The sequence below is a fragment of the Lentzea indica genome (genome assembly GCF_012184385.1).
In the GTDB taxonomy this organism is placed as follows: domain Bacteria; phylum Actinomycetota; class Actinomycetes; order Mycobacteriales; family Pseudonocardiaceae; genus Lentzea; species Lentzea indica.
This window is the reverse complement of the sequence record NZ_VSRL01000178.1, coordinates 1-18,297: the sequence shown is the minus strand read 5'-3', so window position 1 is coordinate 18,297 and position 18,297 is coordinate 1. Positions and strand designations below refer to the sequence as shown.

General features: G+C 67.0%; 17 protein-coding genes and 1 riboswitch. Of the genes, 11 read left to right on the top strand and 6 right to left on the bottom strand.

Annotated elements, in window-relative coordinates; genetic code table 11:
• Positions 1–247 precede the first annotated feature (247 nt).
• Positions 248–934 (bottom strand): NUDIX hydrolase, encoded by a 687-nt coding sequence (locus tag FXN61_RS34515; protein ID WP_376770784.1) that lies wholly within the window; start codon positions 932–934, stop codon positions 248–250.
• A gap of 49 nt (positions 935–983) precedes the next feature.
• On the opposite strand from FXN61_RS34515, the gene FXN61_RS34510 reads away from it, so the two are divergent.
• Both FXN61_RS34510 and FXN61_RS34505 read left to right on the top strand, forming a co-directional pair.
• On the top strand, positions 984–1,931 hold the full coding sequence (locus FXN61_RS34510) for an SPFH domain-containing protein (protein ID WP_167978142.1): 948 nt from the start codon (positions 984–986) through the stop codon (positions 1,929–1,931).
• Positions 1,928–2,779: a diacylglycerol kinase catalytic domain-containing protein gene (locus FXN61_RS34505; RefSeq protein WP_167978141.1), complete on the top strand. Its 852-nt coding sequence runs from the start codon at positions 1,928–1,930 to the stop codon at positions 2,777–2,779. The genes FXN61_RS34510 and FXN61_RS34505 overlap by 4 nt, the downstream gene beginning before the upstream one ends.
• Here the strand turns inward: FXN61_RS34505 and FXN61_RS34500 are convergent.
• Positions 2,711–3,964: an MFS transporter gene (locus tag FXN61_RS34500; RefSeq protein ID WP_312878211.1), complete on the bottom strand. Its 1,254-nt coding sequence runs from the start codon at positions 3,962–3,964 to the stop codon at positions 2,711–2,713. The two genes, FXN61_RS34505 and FXN61_RS34500, sit on opposite strands and share 69 nt — an antisense overlap.
• 111 nt (positions 3,965–4,075) lie before the next feature.
• On the opposite strand from FXN61_RS34500, the gene FXN61_RS34495 reads away from it, so the two are divergent.
• Together FXN61_RS34495 and FXN61_RS34490 are read left to right on the top strand one after the other, a co-directional pair.
• Positions 4,076–4,945, top strand: coding sequence for an SGNH/GDSL hydrolase family protein (locus FXN61_RS34495; protein WP_167978139.1), 870 nt, complete (start codon positions 4,076–4,078; stop codon positions 4,943–4,945).
• A gap of 87 nt (positions 4,946–5,032) precedes the next feature.
• Positions 5,033–5,428 (top strand): SSI family serine proteinase inhibitor, encoded by a 396-nt coding sequence (locus FXN61_RS34490; protein WP_167978138.1) that lies wholly within the window; start codon positions 5,033–5,035, stop codon positions 5,426–5,428.
• 56 nt (positions 5,429–5,484) lie between these two features.
• On the opposite strand, the gene FXN61_RS34485 is transcribed toward FXN61_RS34490, so the two are convergent.
• Positions 5,485–7,758 (bottom strand): glycosyl hydrolase family 95 catalytic domain-containing protein, encoded by a 2,274-nt coding sequence (locus FXN61_RS34485; protein ID WP_167978137.1) that lies wholly within the window; start codon positions 7,756–7,758, stop codon positions 5,485–5,487.
• A 107-nt stretch (positions 7,759–7,865) separates the two neighbouring features.
• Here FXN61_RS34485 and FXN61_RS34480 point away from each other — a divergent pair, with 107 nt between their 5' ends.
• A complete protein-coding gene (locus tag FXN61_RS34480) occupies positions 7,866–9,743 on the top strand; it encodes an ABC1 kinase family protein (protein ID WP_167978136.1) in 1,878 nt (625 codons plus the stop codon).
• Here the strand turns inward: FXN61_RS34480 and FXN61_RS34475 are convergent.
• A complete protein-coding gene (locus tag FXN61_RS34475; RefSeq protein WP_167978135.1) occupies positions 9,740–10,144 on the bottom strand; it encodes a hypothetical protein in 405 nt (134 codons plus the stop codon). The two genes, FXN61_RS34480 and FXN61_RS34475, sit on opposite strands and share 4 nt — an antisense overlap.
• Positions 10,145–10,215: 71 nt before the next feature.
• Between FXN61_RS34475 and FXN61_RS34470 the strand changes: the two genes are divergently transcribed.
• From FXN61_RS34470 to FXN61_RS34460, 4 genes are all read left to right on the top strand, one after another.
• The gene (locus FXN61_RS34470) at positions 10,216–10,866 is read left to right on the top strand and encodes a TVP38/TMEM64 family protein (protein ID WP_167978134.1); all 651 of its coding nucleotides are present in this window, start codon (positions 10,216–10,218) and stop codon (positions 10,864–10,866) included.
• Positions 10,867–11,358: 492 nt separating this feature from the next.
• Positions 11,359–12,045 carry a hypothetical protein gene (locus FXN61_RS53205; protein WP_246292366.1) on the top strand — a complete coding sequence of 229 codons (687 nt, stop codon included), beginning with the start codon at positions 11,359–11,361 and terminating at the stop codon, positions 12,043–12,045.
• Complete coding sequence (locus FXN61_RS53200; protein WP_312878210.1) at positions 12,026–12,949, top strand: TROVE domain-containing protein; 924 nt, start codon at positions 12,026–12,028, stop codon at positions 12,947–12,949. The genes FXN61_RS53205 and FXN61_RS53200 overlap by 20 nt, the downstream gene beginning before the upstream one ends.
• Positions 12,950–13,018: 69 nt before the next feature.
• Positions 13,019–13,372 (top strand): winged helix-turn-helix transcriptional regulator, encoded by a 354-nt coding sequence (locus tag FXN61_RS34460; protein ID WP_167978133.1) that lies wholly within the window; start codon positions 13,019–13,021, stop codon positions 13,370–13,372.
• A gap of 1 nt (position 13,373) precedes the next feature.
• Here FXN61_RS34460 and FXN61_RS34455 read toward each other — a convergent pair whose 3' ends face one another.
• Positions 13,374–14,738 carry an L-serine ammonia-lyase gene (locus tag FXN61_RS34455; RefSeq protein WP_167978132.1) on the bottom strand — a complete coding sequence of 455 codons (1,365 nt, stop codon included), beginning with the start codon at positions 14,736–14,738 and terminating at the stop codon, positions 13,374–13,376.
• Between the two features lie 18 nt (positions 14,739–14,756).
• Positions 14,757–15,137, bottom strand: coding sequence for a glycine cleavage system protein GcvH (gene gcvH / locus FXN61_RS34450; protein ID WP_167978131.1), 381 nt, complete (start codon positions 15,135–15,137; stop codon positions 14,757–14,759).
• 61 nt (positions 15,138–15,198) lie between these two features.
• Positions 15,199–15,293: riboswitch (glycine riboswitch) on the bottom strand.
• 138 nt (positions 15,294–15,431) lie between these two features.
• Here gcvH and FXN61_RS34445 point away from each other — a divergent pair.
• Complete coding sequence (locus tag FXN61_RS34445) at positions 15,432–17,675, top strand: alpha-L-fucosidase (protein ID WP_167978130.1); 2,244 nt, start codon at positions 15,432–15,434, stop codon at positions 17,673–17,675.
• A gap of 103 nt (positions 17,676–17,778) precedes the next feature.
• Positions 17,779–18,297 (top strand): alanine dehydrogenase (locus FXN61_RS34440; RefSeq protein WP_376770783.1); only part of this gene is annotated, 519 nt, incomplete at its 3' end.

Genomic DNA, 18,297 nt, shown 5'->3' with positions numbered 1-18,297 from the left:
CACGGCGGGCACGGCACTCCCAGAAGACCATGTGACTTAGACACTCTCATGATCAACTAGGACGCCGTGCCCGTCCTACGTCCAAACGGCGGACACGACTTTGCCGGAACCCTGGGGCGGAGCCCCAGGAAAACCGCCCCAACCGCCAGGCAACAACGCAACCCGACCACCCAACGGACAACAAACCGGCAGCCGCCGACGCAACCGGGGGACGACCCACGGAACCAGCGCCAACCAAAAACCCGACCTACACCCCCGACGCACGCACCAACGGCGGATACAACACCGCCGCACTCCCCCGCCGAAACAGAGCGGCAGGCCGCCCCCCATCCCGAGCGGTCGTCTCCCCAGTAGCCACCAACAACCCCTCAACCCCAGTAACTTTCCGATGAAAGTTCCGCGGATCCAACGAAACCCCCCACACGATCTCGTAAACCCGCCGCAACTCAGCCACCGTGAACTCAGCAGAGCAGAACGCAGTCCCCAACGGCGTGTACTCGAGCTTGGCCCGAGCCCTCTCCACCCCGTCACTCAAGATCCGCGAGTGGTCGAAGGCGAGCGACGAAACCTCGGACACGGGCACCCAAGAGGCGGCGGCCGCATCCGTCCCAGCCACAGGCACAGGCAAATCGGGCGCCAACGCCAGGTAGGCAACCGAAACAACCCTCATCCGAGGGTCACGCCGCGGCTCCCCGTACGTTGCCAACTGCTCGAGGTGCAGCCCGGTAACCCCGGTCTCCTCGGCCAGCTCCCGAGCAGCCGCGGCATCCACCGACTCGGAGACCCGGACGAACCCTCCGGGCAACGCCCACCGTCCGAGAAACGGCGCCTCTCCCCGCCGAACCAGCAACGCGCAGAGCGCGTCCGACCGGACGGTCAGCACCACGAGGTCGACCGTGACCGCGAAGGGAGGGAAATCACTTGGCGAGTACACACCACCGAGTATAGGGTTATCGTCAGATTGACGATAAGGAGACGAGACGATGGCAGACATCAGCACCTACCCCGGACTGCGCCACCTCAGAGGAGCCCCGACGGTCCACATCAGACACGTCAAGAAGGGCAAGATCGTCCACGAAGGCACGGGCTTGAGCTTCTGGTTCCGCCCGAGAACCGCCGTGCTGTCAGAGGTTCCCGTGGACGACCGCGAACTCCCGATGCTCTTCCACGCCCGCACGCAGGACTACCAGGACGTCACGGTCCAGCTCACCGTCACGTACCGCTGCACCGACCCGGAGACGGCGACGAGCAGGATCGACTTCTCGATCGACCCCGACACGGGAACGTGGCGCCAGGACCCGCTGAGCCAGATCGCGAACACCCTGACCGAGAGCACGCAGCAGCACGCCCTCAAGATCCTCGCCATCCTCGACCTCGAAACCGCCATCCGCACCGGCGTTGAACGCGTCAAGCAGAGCGTCACCGAGAACCTGACCGCCCACCACATCGGCCTGGAGATCATCGACGTGAGGGTCGTCGCGATCCGGCCGGACGCCGACATGGAGAAGGCGCTCCAGACCACCATCCGCGAGAAGGTGCAGCAGGAAGCCGACAAGGCCACCTACGAGCGCCGCGCGATGGCCGTCGAGCGCGAGCGGGCGATCAGCGAGAACGAGCTTCAGAACCAGATCGAGCTCGCCAAACGAGAAGAACTCCTCGTGGTGCAACGAGGTGCGAACGCGCTCAAGAAGGCGGAGGACCACGCCAGGACCAGCCGGATCGCGGACGACGCCAAGGCCGACGGCATCCGCAAGCTCGCCGAGGCCGAGGCCGCCGGCGAGAAGGCAAGACTGGACGCCTACAAGGAGATCCCGCAGGAAACGCTTCTCGCCTTGGCAGCCAAGGAACTCGCTGGCAACCTGCCGGAGATCGGGAGCATCACGCTCACGCCGGACCTGATCCAGCCGATCCTGCAACGGCTCGCGCGATGAGCCTCGCGCCGCGAATTGTGCTGGTGCACAGGCGCACCGAGCTGACAGAGTTGCTGGCACGACACGGCACCCGCGGCCAGGTCGAGTTCTTCCTGAAGTCCCGCAACAGAACCCTGGACGAGGTGGTGCACCGTGACCAGCAGGCCCGCAAGGCGTTGGGAGACGTCAGCGCCGCCATCCCGCTGGACTGGCGCCGTGGCGTGGTCGAGAGGGAAGACCTGTCGCGGTTCCTGTTCGCGCCCGAGGACGTAGTTGTCATCGTCGGGCAGGACGGGCTGGTCGCCAACGTCGCCAAGTACCTCGACGGCCAGCCGGTGATCGGCATCAACCCTGAGCGGGGCGTGCTCGCGAAGCACGACCCTCAGGACGCAAAAGAACTGCTGCACAACGTAAAAGACACCGAGGACCGCACGATGGTCGAGGCGAGATCGGACGACGGCCAGACCCTGTGCGCGCTCAACGAGATCTACGTCGGTCACCCGAGCCACCAGACCAGCCGCTACCGGATCCACCAGGAACGTCAGGCGTCGTCCGGAATCCTCGTCGGCAGCGGCACGGGCGCGACGGGCTGGTGCTCGTCGGCCCACCGCGAAAGGAAGAGCCGGCTCACCCTCCCCGAACCGACGGAGAAACGGCTCGTCTGGTTCGTCAGGGAGGCGTGGCCGTCGCCGAGCACCGGGATCGAGCACACCGAAGGCGAGATCACCGGCGGGCCGCTCGACATCGACGTCGAGTCCGACGGGCTCGTCGCGTTCGGCGACGGCATCGAGAGCGACGCGCTACGCCTCGGCTGGGGTCAGCGGCTGAGCATAGGACTCGCCGCCCGCCGGCTCCGCCTCGTGCGCTGAGCCGATCACCAGCAGGCACACGCCAGACAGCACCGCGCCTGCGATCAGGTAGAGCGCAACGGCCCAGGTTCCGTAGCCCAGCAACGACGTCGCGACGAACGGCGCCATGCCGCCCCCGAGCACGGCGCCGAGCTGGTAGCTCACCGCCACCCCGCTGTACCGCACGCGCGTCCGGAACAGCTCGGCGAAGTAGGCCGCCATCGGCCCGAACAACGCACCTGAGCCGATGAACCCGAGCACCATCGCCACGGTGAACCACCGCGCGTCCATCAACCAGAACATCGGAAACGCGAACGCCGCCTGGAACACCGCACCGCCGAACATCACGGGCAGCCGCCCGATCCGGTCCGACAGCCACGCGAACACGGGCAGGGAGACCACCTGCGCGAGCCCACCCACCACTTGCGCGACCAGGAGATCGTCCGGGGACATCTGCAGGGCCGTGCGGCCGTAGTTGATGGTGAACACCGACAACACGAAGATGAAGATCTGGAAGCCGAGGTTCACCCCCGCGCCGAGCAGCAGCACCCGCCACCGCGTGCGCACCACCTCGGCGAGCGGCAGCCGGGACTTCTCGGTGTGGGTGAAGCGCGGGCTCTCGGGCACCCGCAGCCTGATGTAGAGACCGATGCCGACCAGCACGATCGAGAGCAGGAACGGCAGCCGCCAGCCCCACGTCAGGAAGTCGGGGCCGGACACCCGCGACGACACGTACATGGCCAGGTTCGCCAGCACCAGGCCGATCGGCGACCCGATGAACACCCAGCTGCCGTACCAACCCCAGCGCCCCGCTGGCGCGTGCTCCACAGCCATCAGCGACGCGCCGCCCTGTTCGCCGCCCATGAAGAAGCCCTGCACGATCCGCAGCAACACCAGCAGTGCCGGTGCCGCGATGCCGATCGAGGCGTACGACGGCAGCAGGCCGATCAACGCCGTCGCGAGCCCCGTCACCGACAGGGTGATCACGAGCATCGCGCGGCGCCCGAACCGGTCGCCGAGGTGGCCGATCACCGCGCCGCCGAGCGGGCGGGCCACGAAACCCGCGCCGAACGTGGCGAACGCCAGCAGCACGCCGACGCGGCTGTCGAACTGCGGAAAGAAGATCTTGTTGAACACGAGCGCCGAAGCCGTGCCGTAGAGCAGGAAGTCGTACAGCTCGATCGTGTTACCGACCGCGGATGCCACAGCTACTTTGCGTACCCCCGTCATCGTTCCAGCCTGGTCGAGGGATTGACAGTGCGCAATGGTCCGGTCACCCTTCGTCCTACGTTCCTACTCTTCAGTAACGAGGTAGCAATGACGCGCCGAGTGACTGTTGTTTCCCTGCTCACCGCCCTGATCGCGGCTTTTCTCGTCCCCTCCGCCACGGCCGCGCCGAAGTATCGGAACTACGTCTCACTCGGGGACTCGTTCGTCTCCGGACCGTTCATCCCGCTGCAGCGGCTCGACCCGCTGAGTTGCTTCAAATCGACGCAGAACTACCCGTCCGTCCTCGCCAGGAAGCTGGGCATCGCGAACTTCACCGACATCTCCTGCGGTGGCGCCCAGACCAAGGACATGGCGGGCGTTCAGAGCGGCATCCCCGGTCAGTCCGTGCCGCAGCTTTCCGCCCTCAAAGCCGACACGGACCTCGTCACCGTCTCCATCGGAGGCAACGACATCGGGTTCAGCGAGATCATCACGACCTGCTCGAGCCGCGGTCTGGTCGACCCGCACGGCGCGCCCTGCAAGGCGCTCTACGGCGACGAGCTGGCCCAGCGCATCAACGCCACCGGTCCCAAGGTCGCGGAGGTGCTCAAGGGCATCAAGCAGCGTTCACCGAAGGCCAAGATCGTGGTCGTCGGCTACCTGCGAATCCTGCCGCCGTCGCAGGGTTGCTGGCCTCTCGTGCCCATCGCGAGCGGCGACGTGCCCTACCTCGACAACATGCAGAAGCTGCTCAACGGAATGCTCGGCGCCCAGGCCCAGGCCGCCGGTGCCGCGTTCGTGAACCCGTACGACATCAGCCTGGGCCGCGACGTGTGCGCGGCACCGTGGGACAAGTGGGTGGAGGGCCTCATCCCCACCCGGCTGGCGTTCCCGGTTCACCCGAATGCCAGCGGCATGGCAGCGGTGGGTAAGCAGGTCGCGGCTGCGCTCAGCGGGACGGGGTTCGCTGGCGTCTAGTTGCACGCACTTGAGGCGGTTTACACGATCTGGTGTTACCGCTGAGTTGGATGGAGATCCGGGTCCTTGCGGCGCCACAGTGATGGCATGGCAAGGACCCGACTTCTGATTGCCTGCCTCGCGCTCGTCACGCCGTTCGTCCCCGCGACGACGGTGAGTGCGGCGCTTCCGCCCGCGACCGGCCTGGTGCTGTCGGTGCGATCGGAGATGGGCGCGCTCAGCACGCCCAGCACCACGAAGTTGCGCTGCGAGCCCGCCGGTGGACTGCACAAGAACGCCAAGGAGGCGTGTGCGGCACTCACCCCTGTGGACGGTGACTTCACCAAGATCGAGCCCGCCGCCGACGTCGCGTGCACCATGGAGCTCAACATGACCAAGGCCACACTGAAGGGCAAGTGGCGCGGCAACAACGTCTCCTTCGAGCAGGTCTACTCCAACCCGTGCGTGATGCGCGTGCACACAGGCAAGGTGTTCGACTTCTAGACCGCGTTGCCGGTGTCCCGCCGCACCGCCGTCGCGGCGGGGCACCGGCAACGCCCTCACCCCGGGAGTCCCCAAGAGGGTGTGGGGGCACCGATCACCGGGCCCACGTTCAGGTCCGGTTTGTCACCGCTGCGGTGAACGACAGCTTCTTCACCGCGCCGCAGCTCGATGCGCAGATCTCCGTTGGGCAGCACCGAAAAACGCTTCGGCCGGCCCGAGCGGTCACGCACGACCGGGTCCTTGATGTCCGTGCGCACAACGCAGGGCGCGCCGGCCCCGCTACGCAGCTTGATCCACCGCGTGACGCCCTTCTGCCGCGAAGCGCTGAGCAGGAAAGCGCCCTGCGTGCGGAAGTTGTCCAACGAGATCTCCGGCCAGGTCGCTGGAACCGCGGGAAAGACGCGGATCACGCCACCCCAGCTCTGACAGAGCATGTCGTACATGGACTGCACCGCGCTCAACGGCGTTTCGATGACAGGACCGGACTCCTGGTACATCGTGTTCGGCTTGATGTACCGGCGCATCAGCTCGCCGAGGTAGAAGTCCGCCTTGTCACCACGCAACATCTGCGCGCTGATCGACGCCGCACCCGTGAACGTGTAGCCCTGCAACGCGCCCTCGAAGCTGATCCAGTGGTTCAGCGACGTCTCGATGAGCTGGCGCTTCGAAGCGTCTTCCCACGTGACCTCGTACAGCGGGTAGATCTGCAGCAGGTGCGAGTAGTGCCGGTGCGACTTCGCGAACGGCACACCCGCGCCGATCATGTACCCGTTGGCGTCCACCGGGTACGGCGTGAGGTTCGCGAGCGTGTCCTGCCACTTCGGGATCAACGGATCGTTGACGCGCAACGACTTCGCGGACTCCAGCAACGTCTGGCAGCCCCACCGGATCAGCGCCAGGTCGTAGTTGCAGTCCGGCGCGTTGACGCCGTACTCGGGCGAGAACGTGATCGGCAGGTGCCACTTGCCGTCCGAGCCCTTGGCGAGGAAGTGGAAGTAGTAGTTGATGGCCCTGCGCAGCAACGGGAACAGCACGTTGCGCAGAACACGGTCATCCATCGTGTGCCGGTAGGTGAGCCAGACGTTGTGCAGCGTCCAGGTAAGGTTGCCGACCTCTGGCGTCGGCACCTCCTTGCCGGGAATGCCCACGCCGTAACCGGAGTTGCCGATGCCCGCGCCGTTGTTGAGCACGGTGTCGGTGGTGCGCGGGATGCCGGCTGAGTCGTGCCGGTACTCGGCCGGGACCTGCTCGACCAGCACGTCGCGGTACTTGTCGACGGAGTACGTGACGGCGTCGAAGTCGACGTGGTTGGAGCCGTGGATCAGCCAGTACTCCAGCTGCACGTTGAGGTTCCACCACGTGTTCGGCCACGGCGTGTTCTCGAGCCACGGGCCGCAGGTCGCGATCGCGGGAGCCTCCTTGCGTGCCGCGGAGGCGAACTTGTAGAGCTGGATCCAGTAGAACGCCTGCAGCCGCTTGTCCGGAATGGACAGAAAGCTCTTGCGGTAGAAGTCGTGCCACCACAGCCGGTGGTCGACGGCGAGCCCCTCGATCGACCCGCACCGGACGTTGCTGATCGCCTTGCGCACAGCGGTCTTCGTCGGATGCGACCACGCGACGCTGGCGAAGAGCGTGCGCCGGGTGCCACGGGTGACCTCGCGCCACGCCGTCACGTGCTCGCCGCCCGCGTTCAACGGCTGCACGGCGAGCTGCACGTCATCGGCGCTGGTCAGCTGCACGGGCGGATTGTCGGTGAAGCCCGCGGGCGGCGGGCGGTTCCACTTCGGGTCGGTGCGCGGGCTGATGGCCTTGAGCGGGTGGAAGACCCACTTGAACGCGCGCTCGCCCTCGCTGGCCTGGATGTCGATGGCGTAGAGATCGCGCTTGGTGTGGATGAACGCGCGAAGCCTCAAACTTCCGGCAGCGGTGGTGATCGTGCCGGTCAGCTCGGCGTTCCACAGGTCCATGCGCAGGTCGACGCCGGTGATCGCGCCGACGGGTTCGAGCGTGAAGTAGCCGATGGGCAGCCGGGCGAGGCCGAACAGCGCCCCGAACTCCGGCCGGTGGTCCTGCACCTGGGAGTGCTGGACGTTGAATCTGATGGCGTTGGCGTTCGGTTCGGCGTAGATGCCGGATCCCAGGTAACCGTTGCCGAGGTACGGGCCCTCGAACCAGGTGGCGGGCATCTTCTTCCAGATGAGATCCGATGACCCGATGAAGTCTTTCCAGTTGAAGCCATCTCCCGCAGACGCGACGCCGGGGAGCAGCGCACTGCCCGCTACCCCGGCCAACGCGCCTCCGATCAGCGTGCGCCGGTTGATTTCGACCACTGCCAGGCACCTCACTTCGATGTGCGGTCAGGTCCACGCGGGCGGCGATTCATCGGATCTTTCGTGACCGGTCTGTCAGAGTCAAGACCTGTCATTAGGCTTCGATCATGGGGGACTTCCTCGTCTACTGGATCGGCTTCCCGATCACCTTCCTGCTGCTGGTCATGGGGATGTCGCTCGCGGCGCGGCGGATCCTGGGCCTGCGCATCGGCCTGGTCCGAACGGCGTTCGCGTGCCTGCTGGCGATGGCGATCGCGTCGGGCGTCTTCGGCGAGACCACCGCGACGCCCACGTCCGCGCTGGCGACGATCCAGCTGGGCCTGTCACTGCTCGTGGTGATCGGCCTGCTGGCGTTCGCGGAGGTCATCGTGCCGACCGGCTCGATCCCGCCGCCGACCGAGTGGTGGGGCATGCTGCGGCGCCGGATCGCCCGCACCCGGCGGTACTCGCGGATCACCGCGATCGCGTTCCGGCACGGCCTGGGGCCCTACCTGCGCGGCAGGGAGCGGACGTCCAGCGGCCTCGCGCGGTCGTTGCGGCTGGCGTTGCAGGACGCCGGCGTGACGTTCGTGAAGCTCGGCCAGGTGCTGTCGACGCGCACCGACCTGCTGCCGGACGACTTCGTCGACGAGCTGAGCCTGCTGCAGGACAAGGTGCCCCCGGCGAAGTGGGAGGACGTCCGCGCGGTGCTCGACGCCGAGGTCGGGCTCGATGCGTTCAAGGAGGTTGATCCGCAGCCATTGGCGGCGGCCTCGATCGCGCAGGTGCACCGGGCGGTGCTGGCGTCCGGCGCCGAGGTCGTGGTGAAGGTGCAGCGGCCAGACGTGCGGGCGGTGGCAGAGGGCGACCTGGACATCGTGTCGCGGCTGGCCGAGACGTTGCAGCGCACGCGGTGGGGTTCCGCGCTGGGCGTGCGGGACCTGGCGGCCGGGTTCGCGGCGGCGTTGCGCGAGGAGCTGGACTTCCGGGTCGAGGCACGCAACATCGCGGCCGTGGCGGCCGTCTCGGACACGTCGGTCGGGCTGCCGCATGTCCACATGTCGACTTCTCGAGTTCTCGTCATGGACCGGCTCGACGGCGTGCCGGTGCGAGGTACCGCCGAGGACGAGGGCCTCGCGCGGACGTTGCTGCGGTTCGTGCTGCGACAGGTGATGCTCGACGGCGTCTTCCACGCGGACCCGCACCCCGGCAACGTGTTGCTGCTGTCCGACGGACGGCTCGGCCTGCTCGACTTCGGCTCGGTCGGGCGGATCGACTCGGCGCTGCGGGCGGCGTTGCAACGGTTGCTGCTGGCCATCGACCGCAGCGACCCCGCCGGTCTGACGGACGCGTTGCTGGAGCTGACCTCACGCCCCGAGGACATCGACGAGCAACGGCTGGAGCGCGCGCTCGGCCAGTTCATGGCACGGCACCTGGGCGCGGGCATGCGGCCGGACGTCGAGATGTTCGGCGACCTGTTCGCGCTGGTGTCACGGTTCGGGCTGAGCATCCCGCCGGAGATCGCGGCGGTGTTCCGCGCGTTGGCGACGCTGGAAGGAACGCTGGGCGTGCTCTCGCCCGGCTTCAACATCGTGATGGAGTCACGGGCGTTCGCGAACGAGCAGATCTCCGAACGGCTGACACCGGAGTCGGTGCGGCGCACGATGGCCGAAGAACTTCAGGCCGTGCTGCCGATGCTGCGCCGGCTGCCGCGGCGGATCGACCGGATCACCGGGGCGATGGAGCAGGGACGCCTGAGCATGTCGATGCGGCTGTTCGCCGACGAACGCGACCGCTCGTTCGTCACCGGCCTGCTGCACCAGGTGATGCTGACGGTGCTGGGCGCCACCGCGGGCGTGATGGCGGTGCTGCTCCTCGGTTCGTCCGGTGGGCCGCAGGTGGTGCCGGACGTCGGGCTGTACCAGGTGTTCGGCTACAACCTGCTGATCGTCAGCGTGCTGCTCGGTTTGCGCGTTGTCGTCGCGGTGTTCAGACCGCGTTCTTAGAACTGCCTGCGGTACACGGAAACGTCATCACGCCACACGCCGAACTGGTCCGGTGCGGATTGGACGATCGTCATCTCGTTGAGGGTGCCGAGGATCCGCCACGCTCGCGCAACCGCTTGCGAGCCCGCGTACGCGATCGTGCAGAACCGGCGCGGCTCCACGACCGTGCGCACGCGGTCGACCTTGCCGACGCTCATCGGCGTGTCCTGCCACAGGTCCAATGTGTACCCGGTGCGGATGGGATCACCGGATCCCAGCACGCCTTCGATGCTCACGACCAGCCGTTCTCCGTTCAAACGCAGGTTGTAGTGACCGCTTCGGGGAGGGGTGCCGCCGGTGTACGCGGAGCGCGCCGGATCGAGCACCCAGTGCCCGAGAAACGGCACGAGGTCGTCACTCATGTGTGTCTCCTTCGCGGAACCTGCGCCACTGGCGGATTGTCCGGCGCATCGCGGTGGGCGACCATCACCCGATGAGTTATGAGACGGGCGTGCGGTGGAAGTGGATACCGTTCGTCGTGCTCGCGTTCGTGCTGCTGAGCTGGCTGGTGTTCGAGGCGCTCAACCTCATCGACTTCGAGGGAGTGGTCACGTGGGTGCGCGGCATCGACCCGGTGTGGGCGGCGGTGGCGATCTTCGCCCTGCTCGTCGTGGACGTGCTGCTGCCCGTGCCGTCCACTCCGCTCATCGTGCTGGCGGGAACGGCACTCGGCCTGCCACTCGGGCTGGCACTCGCGGTCGTCGGATCCCTGGGTTCCTCTGCCGCAGGGTACGCCCTCGGCCGCTTTGCGGGTCCGTGGTTGGTGCGCAAGGTCGTGACCATTGATGAACTAACCGAAATGCGGAGGTGGGGCCGCCAGTTCGGACCCTGGTTCTTCGGGGTGGCGCGCGGCATTCCGATGATGGCGGAGACGGTGTCGGTGTCCGCCGGCGTGTCGAGGGTGTCGTTCCGGACTTTCATGTTGTTCACCCTCATCGGCACCGTGCCCATTTGTGCCGCCTACGTGTTCGCGGGGTCACAGGCCGAGACGGTCGAGCAGATCGTGATGATCAGCGCTGCCGGTTTCCTGCTGACGGTCGGGCTGTTCTACCTGCTTCGGCGGCTCGTGAAGGCGGCGCCCTAGGAAAATCGCTGGCGCAGCGTGGTTGTATGAGTGTGCGCCCGGTGCGTAGCAGAGGGTTACTTCTGGTGATATCTCAGGTTCGACCCCTGAAGCCGGCTTCGGCCGGTCTTCGCTCACCTCGGTGAGCACGTCACCTTCCGCGACTTGATCTCGGGCGTCCAACAACTCCACACCAGCCGGAATTAAATCGCTGGCGCGGCGTGGTTACATAGAAATCGCACCCGGTGCGAAAGCCCACGGTTACTTCATTCGAGATGAAACCTCAACCGTGAGCGTCATTGATCTCGGGAGCGCACAACTTCACACGTGTCCGGTGCGAAGCAGAGGGTTACTTCCACTGTTAATGGGCGGGTTGCGGGTTCGAGTCCCGCCAGACGGGAAACCGGCTGTAGCTCAAACGGCAGAGCAGCTATGTACCTTCCGCGACCTTGATCTCGGACACGTGTGGAGTTTGTGGGCTCCCTTTCTTTTTGCTTGGAGGGGGAAGAGCCGATGGCGAAGTTCAACATCTTTCGCGCACGTCCGGCGGGCACCAGCCCGGTCGCCACGGCACCGGCACCGTCCGGCCGCACCTACGAGGGCGGCGACGGCTATGCCCGCGACACGAAGTCCGAGCTGTTCCTGCTCGCCGTGTCGAACATGGGCGGCGAGAGCACCTTCTACGAGGCCGGTGGCCAGCGCGACAACCGTTTCGCGCAGCTCGTTCACGACGCCGCGCTCGCGGATCCCGAGTGGACCGCGCGGCTGCTGAAGTGGCTGCGCGGCGAGGCGAACATGCGCACGGCGTCGCTCGTCGGCGCCGCCGAGTTCGTGTTCGCGCGGCTCGTGGCCGAGTCCGACGCGGGCGTCACCAACCGGGCGGTCGTGGACTCCGTGCTGCAGCGCGCGGACGAGCCGGGTGAGCTCCTCGCCTACTGGACGGGCGCGAACGGCCGTCGCGTGCCGAAGCCGATCAAGCGCGGTATCGCCGACGCCGTGAAGCGGCTGTACGACGAGCGCGCGGTCCTCAAGTGGGACAGCGACGCGCGTGGCTTCCGGATGGCGGATGTGCTGAACCTCGTGCACCCCTCGCCTGCTGCCGACTGGCAGGGTTCGCTCTTCCAGTACGTGCTGGACCGGCGCCGGGACAGCGACGTGGCGGTTCCGGCGGGAGCTGCGGGTGACCGCAGCACGCCGTGAGCTCATGGCGTGGCCGGTCGAGCAGCGGCGCGCGCTGTTCCAGCGTCCCGACTCCGCCGACGTGCTTCGGCGTGCCGGGATGACGTGGGAGTCGGTGGCCGGATGGCTGCAGGGTCCGATGGCGAAGGAGGTCTGGGAGGCTCTCGCTCCGTCGATGGGCTACATGGCTCTGCTGAGGAACCTCAGGAACTTCGACGAGGCAGGCATGTCCGACGAGGTCGCGGCGGCTGTCGCGGCACGCCTGGCCGACCCCGGCCAGGTCGCTCGCTCGCGGCAGTTCCCGTTCCGGTTCCTGTCGGCGTACGAGGCGGCACCGAGCCTGCGCTGGGGCCACGCCCTGGACCAGGCGCTGCAGGCGTCGCTGAGCAACCTGCCCGCACTGCCGGGCCGGTCGCTGATCCTCGTCGACACCTCGGCGTCGATGACGCACGGCGCGATCTCGGCGAAGTCGAAGGTCACCCCGGCCAAGGCCGCGGCGGTGTTCGGCGTCGCGCTGGGAGCGAAGGGCGAGCAGGTCGACGTCGTCGGCTTCGCGGACGGCACGTTCCGGCACGACATCAAGCCGGGCGCGTCGGTGATCCGCACGGTCGACCGGTTCCTCAAGCGGATCGGCGAGGTCGGGCACGGCACCGACATCGTCGGGTCGCTGCAGCGCACCTACCGGGGGCATGACCGCGTGTTCATCATCTCGGACATGCAGACGATGTCCGGGCACTACGGGCAGGGAGTCTCTGACGCCGTGCCGCGGCACGTGCCGATCTACGGCTTCAACCTGGGCGGGTACAAGATGGCCGCGTTCGCGACCGGCAAGGCCAACCGGCACGAGTTCGGTGGTCTGACGGACGCGACCTTCAAGACCATCCCGCTGCTCGAGGCAGGCCGGAACGCCGACTGGCCGTTTTGAGATGAGGGGAGCTTTCAGTTTGTGAAAGCTCCCCTCATCAACCCACTAACTATCAGTTAGTATGCTGGTATGGAGTTCAACGTGTTCGCGAAGGCGTGCCCGTCGCGTCCCACGCTGGAGCACGTCACCGGCAGGTGGGGCAGCCTGACGATGGGCGCGCTCATGGACGGTCCGCTGCGGTTCAACGAGCTGCGCCGCCGTGTCGACGGGGTCAGCGAGAAGATGCTGTCCCAGACGTTGCACGCGCTGGAGCGCGACGGGCTCGTACACCGCGAAGCCCAGCAGACGAACCCACCGCGCGTCGACTACAGCCTCACGCCTCTCGGGCGGGAGACAGCCGAGCGGCTGCTCTCACTGATCCAACTCCTGGAGGCCAGGATGCCCGAGGTGCTCGAAGCTCAGCAGGCGTACGACGCCCGCTGAGTCAGCACTCGATCACGTTCACGGCGAGGCCGCCGCGAGCGGTTTCCTTGTACTTCACCGACATGTCCTTGCCCGTGTCCCGCATGGTCTTGATGACCTTGTCGAGCGAGACGAAGTGCGAGCCGTCACCGCGCAACGCCATGCGCACAGCCGTGATCGCCTTGATCGACGCGACGGCGTTGCGTTCGATGCACGGGATCTGCACGAGCCCACCGATCGGGTCGCACGTCAGGCCCAGGTTGTGCTCCATGGCGATCTCGGCCGCGTTCTCGACCTGTTCCGGGGTGCCGCCGAGCACCTCCGCGAGACCTCCCGCGGCCATCGAGCAGGCCGAGCCGACCTCACCCTGGCAGCCGACCTCCGCGCCGGAGATCGAGGCGTTCTCCTTGAACAGCACGCCGATCGCGCCCGCCGTCAGCAAGAACCTGACGACACCGTCGTCTGAAGCGCCCGGTACGAACCTCGTGTAGTAGTGCAGCACCGCGGGCACGATGCCGGCCGCACCGTTGGTCGGCGCGGTGACGACACGGCCGCCCGCCGCGTTCTCCTCGTTGACCGCCAACGCGAAGAGCGTGACCCAGTCCATGACGCGCAACGGGTCTGTGACGAAGTGCTCGCTCTCCAGCCGCTTGCGCATCTCGGCGGCACGACGGCGGACCTTCAGGCCGCCCGGCAGGACTCCGTGCTCGTTGCAGCCGCGTTCCACGCACTCCTGCATGACCTGCCAGATGTGCAGAAGTCCTTGGCGCACCTCGTCTTCCGACCGCCACGACAGCTCGTTGGCCATCATGATCTCACTGATCGACAGACCCGTCTCGCGGCACCGCGCGAGCAGCTGGTCGCCGGTCAGGAACGGGTGCGGCAACGGGGTGGTGTCCGGCTTGATCCGGTCAGTGCCCGAAGCGTTCTCGTCGACGACGAAGCCGCCGCCGATCGAGTAGTAGACGGCGCGCTCGACCGACTCGTGGCCCTTGTACGCCTCGAAGCTCATTCCGTTGGGGTGCAACGGGAGCGACTTGCGGCGGTGCATGACGAGGTCGCGGTCGTGCACGAAACCGATCTCGTGCGCGCCGCCGAGCTTGAGCCGCCCGCCGGTGACGATCTCCTCGACGCGGACGGCCGCGACCGTGGGGTCGACTTCTTCCGGGAGGTTGCCTTCGAGGCCGAGGAACACGGCCTTGGGGCTGCCGTGACCGTGCCCGGTCGCGCCGAGCGAGCCGAAGAGCTCGACGTGCACACGGTCCACTTCGGACACTCGCGCACCGAGCTTCTCGACGAACATCGCCGCCGCGCGCATCGGGCCGACCGTGTGCGAGCTCGACGGTCCGATGCCGACGGAGAAAAGGTCGAAAACGCTGATCGCCACTGATCAGTCCCTCGTCAGTCAGTCTTTGGTGAGCTCGGCGTACTTGGCCGCGGTGAGCAGGTTCTCCGCCGACTCGACGCGCACCTTGAACAGCCAGCCGCCGCCGTACGGGTCGTTGTTGATGATCGCCGGGTCGTCGACGACCGCGCTGTTGACCTCGATCACCTCGCCGGTCACCGGGGAGAACAGGTCGCTGACCGACTTGGTGGACTCGAGCTCGCCGCAGACGGCGTTCGAGACGACCTTGGCGCCGACCTCGGGGAGCTGGACGAAGACGATGTCACCGAGGGCGTCGGCTGCGTACTCGGTGATTCCGCAGGTCAGGGGATCCTGGGTGCCCGGCGTCCAGTCGACCCACTCGTGCTCGACGGTGTAGAGCAGGTTCTCGGGGAACTCCACGGCGACTCCTCTGGCTTCACGGCGCGGTCAGGTAACAGCCCCCTCCGCCGTGCAGAGTTGCCTACCCCGAGTGGTCTTGCTGCCTGAGAGTGTGCGGGAGCTTGCCCCTTCGGCGCCTCGACTCGTGCCTGTCGAGGTCTCTCCCACTCGGGTTCTGATGCCAGTGGCATCGCGGCCGGTTTTCAGTTCGCCAATCAGTGCGAACGCTATGTGCGCCAGCTGCCAAGTGTCAACGCGAGATGGTTGACACGCGTGAGAGCGCTGTCCCAGATTGAACGAGACATCGGAGGTCTCATGAGGACAGCACTCACCGTCGCGCTGCTCGCCTCTCTCCTGACTGCCTCGGTCTCCACCGCGAGCGCAGCGGACGCCCTGCAGCCCATCCCTGTTCCGATCGACTCCCACTTCACCAACGACGGCATCGACAGCGCGTCTGACCGGACCGGGAACTTCGACGGTTCCGGCTACGCGTTTCCTGCGGAAGCACTGCCATCCGGGCAGGTCACAGCCGATTCTGTGCCGTACCTGTTCCCGGAACATTCACAGTCGCGGCCGAACAACGTGGTCGCGCTCGGCCAGCGGATCGACCTCCCGAAGGGCCGGTACCTGACCGCGCACTTCCTGGTCGCCTCCTCGTACGGTGCCGCAGGCGGCACCGCGACCGTGCATTACGCGGACGGTTCGACCACGACCGGCGCCTTGAGCGGACCCGACTGGTACTCGGGCAGTGGTCCGATCTCCGCGCCCTACCGGTACTCCCCTGGCGGCACCGACCAGCACCCGGTGTCGATCGGCACCGGTCAGGTGTGGACGGATCCGTCGAAGGACGCCGTCGGGCTCACGTTGCCGGTCACGAACCCCGCCGTCGAGGGCAAGTCGTCGTTGCACGTGTTCGCGTTGTCCCTGCAGCCGGCCGGCAAGGGGGAGGTGCTCGCGGTCCGTTCAGCGCGCAGCACCACCAAGCTGCCCAAACTCGGTGGTCAGACGGTCGAGGCCACTGTGGTGAACCTCGGCGACCAGTGGGTGTCGAACATCTGGGTGCGCGCCGAGGGGCTGGGGGTGGTGACGCTGCAGCCGGCCCTGGTGAAGCGGCTCGCTCCCGGTGAGGAAGCTCGGGTGCGGATCGGTGTCCACGCCTACCGGACCGGCACGTTCGACGGCAAGGTGACGGCGGTGTCGGCGCGGGCTTCTGCCTCGCAGAAGGCCAAGTTCACCCTGGGCGTGGCGGACTATCAGGCCACCGACGCGTCGTTGGCCGCGCACGAGTCTCCGTACTGGTTCGACGACGCCAAGTTCGGCATCTTCATCCACTGGGGCCTGTACTCGGTGCCCGCGTGGTCGCCGCCGGGTGAGCAGTACGCGGAGTGGTACTGGCAGTGGATGCAGGACCCGAACAACGCCGTGAACCCTTACCACGCGGCGACGTACGGGAAGGACTTCTCGTACGACCAGTTCATCGCGCAGTTCACCGCGTCGAAGTTCAACCCGCGCGAGTGGGCGGAGCTGTTCGAGGCGGCCGGCGCGAAGTACTACGTGCTGACCTCGAAGCACCACGAAGGTTTCGCGTTGTGGGACTCGAAGGTGTCCGGCCGCGACTCCGTCGATCTCGGCCCTCGTCGTGATCTGGTGAAGGAGCTGTTCGACGCGTCGCGGAAGTACACGCCCGCGATGAAGAACGGCCTGTACTTCTCGATGCCGGAGTGGTTCAACCCGGACAACCCGTGGAGCGGTCACGCGCCGCGCAACCCGTACACGGGCGCTGCCGAGCCCTACACCGGCTACCAGGCCGGACGGGACTTCGTGAAGGACTACCAGGCACCGCAGATGACCGAACTGGTCGACGGGTACGACCCGGACGTCATCTGGTGCGACATCGGCGGTGCGAACGACTCGCGGCGGGTGCTGGCCGACTACTTCAACAAGGCCAAGAACCGGGCCAAGCCGAAGGACGTGACGGTCGACGACCGGTGCGGCATCCCGACCCACGACTACACGACGCCGGAGTACGCGACGTACCCGAACACCGTGGTGAAGAAGTGGGAGGCCTCTCGTGGCCTCGACCCGCGCTCGTACGGGTGGAACCGGGCGACGCCGGACTCGATGTACATGACCGCCGACGAGGTGATCGACACGCTGGTCGACACGACGTCCAAGAACGGCAACTTCCTGCTGGACATCGGCCCGCGGGCGGACGGCTCGATCCCGGAGATCATGCACCAGCGGCTGCGCGAGACGGGTGCGTGGCTGCGGACGAACGGCGAGTCGATCTACGGCACGACGTACTGGTCGCGGATGGCTCAGCTGGGGTCGCTGCGGTTCACGGTGAAGCCGAACGAGGCGTTCTACATCACCTCGTTGGTCCAGCCGGGGCCACAGCTCGTGGTCGACGCCCCAGTGCCGATGAAGGACGGTGACCGCGTGACGTTGCTGAGGCATGACAAGCCCCTGAAATGGACCCGATCGGGCGGAAAACTGGTGGTCGACGTGCCCAGCGGCGTTGGTCAGCACGCATGGGTCTTCAAGGTGGCTTTGTCCTAACAGAACAACCAGCTAGTGACCGGATAGTGCGATCCGTACGGTGACATGACCTTCGGGCTGCTCCACATTGTGAGATGTCAGCCAGCCGAACGGAGGAGTCATCGTGCGGATCGCCGTTCCTCGCGAGATCAAGAACCACGAGTACCGCGTCGCCCTCACCCCGGCCGGTGCCCACGAACTGACCCGCCGCGGCCACGACGTGTTCGTCGAGCAGGGCGCGGGCCTCGGTTCCGCGATCACCGACGAGGAGTACCTCGCCGCGGGCGCCAAGATCCTCGCGTCGGCTGACGACGTCTGGGCCGAGGGCGACATGGTCCTCAAGGTCAAGGAGCCGATCGCGTCGGAGTACCCCCGCCTGCGCGCCGGCCAGACCCTCTTCACGTACCTGCACCTCGCCGCCGACAAGCCGTTGACCGAGGCCCTGCTGGCCTCCGGCACGACGGCCATCGCTTACGAGACCGTGCAGCTGCCGAACCGTTCACTGCCGCTGCTCGCCCCGATGTCCGAGGTAGCGGGCCGCCTGGCCCCGCAGGTCGGCGCGTTCTCCCTGATGAAGCCCTCCGGCGGCCGCGGCGTACTGCCCGGTGGCGTCCCCCGGCGTCGCCCCTGCCGCGTGGTCGTG